The sequence below is a fragment of the Shewanella sp. SG41-4 genome (assembly GCF_014164505.1).
Taxonomy (GTDB): Bacteria; Pseudomonadota; Gammaproteobacteria; order Enterobacterales; family Shewanellaceae; genus Shewanella.
In genome coordinates this window covers 1-4,288 of record NZ_JACJFI010000296.1, presented here as the reverse complement: position 1 = coordinate 4,288, position 4,288 = coordinate 1, and the positions used below count along the sequence as shown (strand labels likewise).

Genomic DNA, 4,288 nt, shown 5'->3' with positions numbered 1-4,288 from the left:
GACACCTTGATTGTCACTGACGGCAATGGCAACACCCTATTTAACGGCCCTGTCACTCAAGACATGCTCGACAACGGCTTTGACGTTGAAGTGCCTGTCACTGCAGGCGCAACTGATGTTGATGTTACCGCGCAAGTGATTGATATTGCGGGTAACCCATCTGCAACCGCAACAGATACACAACCTGTTGATGCCACCATGGCACCTGCACCAATCGTTGAATTCAGCGGCATGGGCAGCGATGGCATCTATAACGCCAGCGAAATAGGCACTGACGGCACTGTCACTGCGACGGTAACCTTAGCGACCGGCACTCAGATCGGTGACACGCTAGTGGTGACTGATGGCAGCGGCAACGTATTAGCTACCGTAACAGTGACTCAAGCGATGCTGAATAATGGCTACGCGGTTGAAGTCCCTGTTGCACCAGGCGCAACTGAAGTGAATGTTACGGCACAAGTCACTGATGCAGCAGGTAATCTATCGGTTATCGCGACAGATAAAGAAGGGGTCGATAAAACGGCTCCATCAGCATTGTCAATTATTATTGTTGATGACGGTACACCTGGAGATGGCTGGTTAAATAATAATGAAATATTAGCCAATGGTAGTGGAATACAAATTAAAGCAGAGGCAGATCATGCAGATCTTACTGCAGGCGGCTTTGTTTCAATATCTATCACTGTTAATGGCATTGAAGTGTCATTTGATCTGAAATTAGAAAATGGTCAATTAGTGAATTTAGATGGTTCAATACCAAATGTTGCTTTCAGTTATAACAATGGTGAGATTTCATGGACTGCAGATGTACCTCCTGCAGGAGAGCAAATTACTGCTGAGATATCTCAAACTGATGCTGCTGGTAATGAATCTATTACCGTTACTGACAACGCAATTATAAACAACGTTGATGCGAACGATGATATTCCAGGTTCATCATATTCAGTTACCACTGGTGCAAGTACTGCTTGGGTTATTCCTCAGTCAAACGGCCAGAGCTTAATGACAATTTCGGCTCGCACAGCTGATGGTTCAATGGGCGCAATAAACATTGAATCTGGTTCTAACAAACTCGGCGTTACAGGTTCACCTCGTACCTCCGATCAAATCGCTGGACAAATAGAATATAATTCGGCGACAGGTACATCGGAAGCAGTCGTTATTGATTTTAATGGCTTAGTGAATCAAGCTACATTTAGCGTATCTAACATGTTCTCGAGTGAGAACAATGGTGAACAAGGTATTTGGAAGGCTTATTACAATGGTCAACTTGTCGCAAGTGAGACATTTAAAACGGCCGCTGGTGACATTGGTACTTTCAGTATTAATACCGGAAATATTGTTTTTGACCAGCTCGTCTTTGAAGCAACTAAAACAATTAGTGAAGCAAATGGTGGCCCAGCATTATCTGACTCATCTGACTATTTCCTAACAAGTGTTACTGCATCTGGTCCAGCTATTATGGGAACCTACTTAGTGTCGGAAGATGGTGTATTGACCATTTCTAACGCAAATCAAGGTCTACTTAACAATGACTCTGATGCTCAAGGAAATACATTTGCACTTACCGATGTTAATGGCTCGGCAGTAACTGATGGCCAAGTAGTTATATTACCAAGCGGTGCATTATTAACTATCCACAGTGATGGTACTTATTCATATGATACAAACGATTCATTTGAAGCACTTACCGCTGGGCAACTTGCAACTGATACTTTTACTTATACAGTCACTGATCAATACGGCGCAACCGATACAGCGACAGTAACGATTAACATTGTTGGAGAATCTGATTCAGGAACTATTTATGAGAAGTACACTGGTAATCCAGGCAACGATGTGATTAAAGGAACTGTTAATAACGATATCATTGTGAGCGATCAACAGGGCTTACAGATTGTTGCTGGCGAAAACTATAATATCGCATTTATCTTTGATACATCCGGTAGTATGGCTGGCGTTGTTGCAGAAGCTAAAACGGAGCTCGAAGCAGTCTTTAACTCACTTGCTAATAGCGCAACGAGTTCGCATAGTGGAAAAGTAAATGTCTTGCTGACTAATTTTGCAACTGGGTCAAATTACTCTGTATCAGTAAATATGGACGATGCTAACGCGGTCCAAACACTGCTTACTGAATTAGCAAAAATGAGCGCGAGTGGTTCCACTAACTATGAAGCTGGTTTTGAGTCTGCAATAAATTGGTTTACTAGCAGCACAGTGTTAAATAATGTTGGAAATAATATTTCTTACTTCATTACTGATGGTTCACCAAATGCGCAAACAGTTGATACTAATACTTCAACAGTATTAATGAGTTATGATGTTTCGACTAGTAGCTATCAAACCTTAAGTAGTTTGTTGACTTCTAATAACTATTCTAAAGGTAAAATCATCAGCATAGATGGTCAAGTTATTGTCAACGCTAGCGGTGCTGTCTATTCGCCATACACAGGCGCTAAAATTGGACAACTAAGCTTTAACGGTAACGTTGTTAGCAGTTTTACAGACAATGGTACAAATACAACCGCACAGGCGCAACATGCATTTAACTTACTCGCTGCAGTGTCGGAAGTTGAAGCAATCAGCTTAGCAAGCGCTAACGGTAGCACTACGGTTAATGAAGCCAACTTAAAGTTATATGATACAGATGGCTTTGTCCGAGCTTCTATCGACGTATCAGATCTATCAAGCGTTATTACAGGCTCTGAGACATTACAATCCCAAGGTGACGATAATACGATTGGTAATCAAGGCGATGACATTATATTTGGTGACCTAGTTAAATTTAGTGGTTCATCTGAACAAGGATACGTTGCACTACAAACTTACATTGCGGATAAAACTGGCCAAAATGCTGCTGATATTGATGTGCAAGCTGTACATGAATATATTCGTACTCATGTTAATGAATTTAATATCAATAATACCAATGACGGCAATGACATTTTAGATGGCGGTATCGGAGACGACATCTTATTCGGTCAAGGCGGTAATGATACTATTTATGGTGGCGAAGGTAATGACGTTCTTATCGGCGGTTTAGGCAACGACACGCTAATCGGTGGATTAGGCAGTGATACCTTTGTGTGGTCTAAAGGTGATAAGGGCACTGATATTATTAAAGATTTCGAAGTGAACAATGATACGCTTCATATCAGCGATTTATTGCAAAATGAACAGAATGGTAATTTGGATGATTATCTAGACTTCTCGTTCAGTAATGGTAATACCACAATCTCAATCGACGCAGATAAAGACGGTATCGTTGACCAAGTGATAATACTAGATGGTGTTGATCTATCGCAGCAATATGGCGCAACAACCGATGGTGTTATTATCAGCGGATTGTTAAATGACGGTGCACTCATTGTTGATACACCAACAGAGAATCCAGCACCTTCACCAGGAACCACACATCCTGATCTTTATGATCAGTACAGTGGAAATATTATTCCTTAATAACAACACATTGACTGCGTCACATAGTATTATGTGACGCACGAAAAGTTATTTCTAACAATAATAAATTAAGGACTTTTATTAGGTGCCTATAACTGTGTCTAAAACAAGCGAGCAGTGGAAGATTTCTGCCTCACAGCGCGTAACGGTTGATCCGCTACTCGATTGTTTAGTATTGCTGACAGAACACTTTGGCAGCCCTTGTTCTATTGATTCTTTGGCAGCGGGCTTACCATTGTCAAGCTCAGTTATCTCTCCAGAATTAGTACCACAAGCTGCAGCTAGAGCAGGATTGTCGGCAAAATTATCACGTAAAGACTTAAATCAAATTTCAGAAATATTATTACCGTGCATTTTATTATTTAAAGATAAAAAAGCATGCGTGTTAAGAGAGATTGATTTAGAAAATGATAAAGCTGTTATTCAATTGCCAGAAACTGGTGGCGAAGATACGCTGACACTTGAAGCCTTAGAGTCTTTATATGTAGGATACTTATTTCTCGTAAAACAAGATTATCGTGGCGATAAAAGTTTCGACGTCCATCTACATGACAACAGTACACACTGGTTAATGCAAAGCATTAAAGACTCAGCGCCCATTTATCGTGATGCACTTATTGCATCGGTATTGGTCAATTTATTTGCGCTAGTGTCACCGCTGTTCATTATGAACGTCTATGATAAAGTAGTACCAAACTTAGCGTTTGAGTCGCTTTGGGTATTAGCTATTGGGGCAAGCATAGCCTATTTATTTGACTTTATTATGCGCCAACTTCGAAGCTACTTAATCGATATCGCTGGCAAAAAAGTTGACATTATTGTCTCTTCT

The 4,288-nt window shown here is 40.7% G+C and carries 2 protein-coding genes; both read left to right on the top strand.

The window, feature by feature from the left end; genetic code table 11:
* The coding region (locus H5202_RS18425) for a beta strand repeat-containing protein (RefSeq protein WP_182773352.1) at nucleotides 1-3,459 on the top strand (3,459 nt) is incomplete at its 5' end.
* A 97-nt stretch (nucleotides 3,460-3,556) separates the two neighbouring features.
* Nucleotides 3,557-4,288 (top strand): cysteine peptidase family C39 domain-containing protein (locus H5202_RS18420; protein ID WP_443019439.1); only part of this gene is annotated, 732 nt, incomplete at its 3' end.